This is a genomic window from Micromonospora sp. NPDC049662 (assembly GCF_040675055.1).
Taxonomy (GTDB): domain Bacteria; phylum Actinomycetota; class Actinomycetes; order Mycobacteriales; family Micromonosporaceae; genus Micromonospora.
In genome coordinates, this window is sequence record NZ_JBFAOC010000113.1 from 1 (window position 1) to 3,961 (window position 3,961).

General features: G+C 73.7%; 1 protein-coding gene. It reads right to left on the reverse strand.

Features of this window, described 5'->3' with window-relative positions:
• Positions 1-39 precede the first annotated feature (39 nt).
• Entirely contained in the window at positions 40-3,753 is a 3,714-nt protein-coding gene (locus tag AB0J36_RS34295; RefSeq protein WP_363661590.1) for a S8 family serine peptidase, read from the reverse strand.
• Between the last annotated feature and the right edge of the window lie 208 nt (positions 3,754-3,961).

The following is a 3,961-nucleotide window of genomic DNA, read 5'->3' on the forward strand; positions in this document are numbered from 1 at the left end:
CGGGATGCGCGCGCACCCCGACCGGCGGCCGGTCCGGCACTACCGCAGGCCGAACGCCCGCGTGATGCTCTGGCTCACGGTGTTGCCGGCCGTGTCCCGTGCGGTCGTCCGCAGGCTCACGAAACTGGCCTTCGCCGGCGCGTCCAGCGCGGCGCTCCAGCCGTCACCGTGCCGGGTGAGCCGCGGCTTCTGCCACGTCCTGCCGTCGTCGTAGGACACCTCGACGGTGACCGGACCCACCGTCGCCGAGACGCCGGCCAGGTGGGAAGCGACCACGGTGAGCGGCGCCCGCCGGGACGCCGTGCCGTCGCGGTCGATGGCCACCTGGTAGTCGAGCTGGATCATCGGCAGCACCTCGGCCGACTCCGTGCCGGTGGCCGCCGAGCTGAAGCCCCACTCGGTGCGGGTCTGCCGGGAGTACGGGTTGGTCCAGGCCGCCCGGTCGTTCTCCACCACCAGGCGGTACGGCAGCCGCTGCGCGGACAGGCCGCCCACCTGGAGGTACTCGGCGTTACCCCAGTTCAGCTCCTTGTCCCCCTGGTAGAGGGTGGTCCGGTTGACCATGTCGAAGTTGGCGTACGCCTCACCGACGTGCCCGCCGCCGTCGCCCCACCCGGGCGCGGGCAGGTAGACGGTGTCCAGGTAGCGCACGGGAACGTAGCTCCCACCCATGCGGGGGCGCTGGATGGGCCCGAACCAGGTGACCGTGCTCGGCCTGTTCGCCGCGTAGGTGGCCACCGCCATCGGGTGCTGCCCGGTCTCCCCGGGGATGAACGCGTCGTCGAGCCAGCGCTGGTCGGCGCTCACCCAGTCGGTGCGTCGGCCCTGCGCCGGTGCGATCTCCTGGTTGCCGGACGCGAAGCCCTTCCAGATGTCGTTGCGGAACTCCAGCGCCCGGCCCTGCCGGTAGTTGCGGAACTCCACGTCCACCCGGGCCAGTTGCCGCTTCGTGAACCGGTAGGTCGGGTCGACCGGCACGGCGCCGCTCCAGTGGTGGACCACGTCGTACAGGTAGGTCGTCTCCGGGTGCGACTCGACGGTCAGCCGCACCGGGCCGCGCTCCAACGCCGCGACGAGTTGGTCACCCTCGTCGGCGGTGAGGGTCGCCACGGTCAGCGGAGCCGGGATCTCCGGGCTCCACAGCGACTCGTCCCACGGCTGGAGCCGGCCGACGCGGTCGTTGACCACCAGCAGCAACTTCGCCCCGGCCGCCGCGGCGGCCTGCGCCTGGGTGGCGACGTCCACGGTGTCACTGCGCCGGACCACCACCGCCCGGTCCCGGACCGGCCGCTTCGCCAGCCCGGCCGCCGACGCGTCGGCGACGTAGACCGCGTCGAGCTGGCGCCGACCCGCCGGCAACGCCGGGGTCGAGCGCTTCACCAGCAGATCGTCGTACGACCGGCCGCCGGCCGCCACGGTCAGCGCCGGCTGTTCCAGCCGCCACCGCGCGCCGAACTCGAACTCGCCGTCGGTGACCGCCCGGCCCGTCGGCAACGCCCACATGCTGTCGTACGAGTCGTCGGGCAGCACCTGACTCTCGGTGAGGCTGTTGCCGGTGGACCGGTGGATGTCCATCCGCAGCGAGGTGGCGGTGGCCTCCTGCGGCACCTCGGCCCGCACCTGCCGGGCCTTGCGCGCGTCGAGGACGACGGTGCGGTCGGCGCTCAGGTCGACGTCGACGAAGCTGAGCATCGCCATGCCCTTGGAGCGCGGCCCGTGCACACCGCGCACGTCGGCGGTGATCCAACCGGACCAGCTCGCCATCGGCAGCCGCAGCGTCGCGGTGCCGCTCTCGGGCAGGTCGACGGCGGTGAACAGGCCATCGGTGGTGAGCAGGACCTTGCCGGCGAGCGGCTTGCCGTCCCGGTCCTTCGCGACCAGCGTCAGGTTCTGCCGCTGACCCTCCCGGCTCGCCCCGATCAGGGTGCGACCGCGGACCGTACCGGCGGCGTCGGTGGCGATGATCATGCCGCTGACCTGCTTCTCGACCGGAAGCTTGTCGTACGCGGCGGTGAGGGTGACGGTGGCGGTGCCGTTCGCGGGCACGGTCACCGTGTCGGCGGCGAGGGCGAAGAGACCGGCCGGGGCGCTCGGCGCGTCGAGGGCGAGCTTCAGGGTGACCGGCGCGGCGCCGACGTTGGTGTAGGTGACCGTCCGGTCGACCGTCGCACCCGGCTGCTGCGGCCAGGCCTGGAAGCCGGAGTAGGCGCTCGGGGTGGCGAAGACGGTGGCGTGTACGGCGGCGACCGCGTCCACCCGCCCGGCACCGGCCTGGTACGGGGTGTAGTCCGGGGTGGCCTTGACGGTGCTGACCAGCGCCTCCTTGATGCGCTGCCCGGTCCAGTCGGGGTGCGCGGCGGCGACCAGCGCGGCCGTGCCGGCCACGTGCGGAGTCGCCATCGAGGTGCCGCTCATCAGCGTGTAGTCCCCGGAGCCGCCGCGCACCAGGTGCGAGCGCGCGGCCAGGATGTCCACGCCGGGTGCGGTGATCTCGGGTTTGAGGCCACCGTCGCCGGCGCGCGGGCCCTGGCTGGAGAAGTCGGCGAGGTGGTCGGTCGAGTCGACGGCGCCCACGGTGAGCGCGGAGTTCGCCGCGCCGGGGCTGCCGATGCTCGCCGGGCCGCTGTTGCCGGCGGCGACCACGAAGAGCGCGCCGGTCTCGGCGCTGAGCCGGTCGACGGCCTGGCTCAGCGGGTCGCTGCCGTCGGTGGACTCACCACCCAGGCTCATGCTGATGATCCGGGCCTTCTGCTCCCGGGCCGCCCACTCCATGCCGGCGATGATCCACGAGTCCTGCCCGCCGCCCTCGCTGTTGAGCACCTTGCCGACGTGCAGCCGCGCGCCGGGGGCGACACCCCGCTCGACGCCCCCGGACGCGGCGCCGGTGCCGGCGATCGTCGAGGCGGTGTGCGTGCCGTGTCCCTGGTAGTCGAGGATGTCGGGCTCGTCCGGCACGAAACTGCTGGACGCGGCGATCTGGCCGGCGAGGTCCGGGTGCTCGGCGTCCGCCCCCGTGTCGAGGACGGCGACGTCCACACCGGCGGCGGTGTTGCCCTCGGCCCACAGCTTCGGCGCGCCGATCTGCGCGGTCGACTCGGCGAGGTCTCCCCGGACCCGGCCGTCCAGCCAGACCTTGGCGATGCCGCTCGCGAGCGTCGGGGTTCCGCCGGTCCGGCGGGCCGGGTCGGCGGTCAGCGCGCCCCAGAACTTCTCGGCGCTCTCGCGCGGGCGGGTCAGTGCCGCGCCCCGCACGCTGTCCAGGGGCCGCACCAGCTCGGAGCCGTCCACAGTGGGGCGGGTACGGGCGCGGGCCGCGGCGTCGGTCAGGGTGACGATCAGCGGCAGCGCGTTCGTATGCGCGTCGTCGTACCCGTCGGCGATCAGATCCGTGACGTTGAACAGCCGCTTGTCGACCAGGCCGCTCGTGACGTACGGCAGCGCGGCGTCCGGGTAGACGTAGGTGTCGCCGTCCAGCACGGTGCGGTGGAAGGTCGGCGTGCTGCCGTCGGGCCGGCGAACGGCCGTGACGGTGCTGCCGTCGGCCGCCGTGGTGACCGTGACGAGGTCCCCGGTGATCAGGGTGACGGTGGACGCCCGACCCGGGGCCGCGGGCGGTTGGCCGGTCGGGCGGGTGGGATTGCCGGGCGGGGCGGCGGACGCCCCCGTGCCGGGTGGGGTGAACCCGGCGGTCAGAGCGAGGGCGGTACCGAGGGCGATCAGCCCGGATCGGCGACGCCTGGGAGACAGAGCCACGATGACCTCTTTGTGTCGAGGAGCGGTACGCAGCACAGCATCAAGGCAACGCCCCGCTGTCCCACCCCGCCGACCCCCGGCGCGTTCACGCCATGGCACAAACCCGCCACCCCCCACCCCACCCCACCCGCCCCCCGCCCCCGCTCCCGCCCCGCTCCCCCCCCCCGCCCCGCCAAAAAGGCGTTTTGGTGCCCGAAGTAGGGTGTAA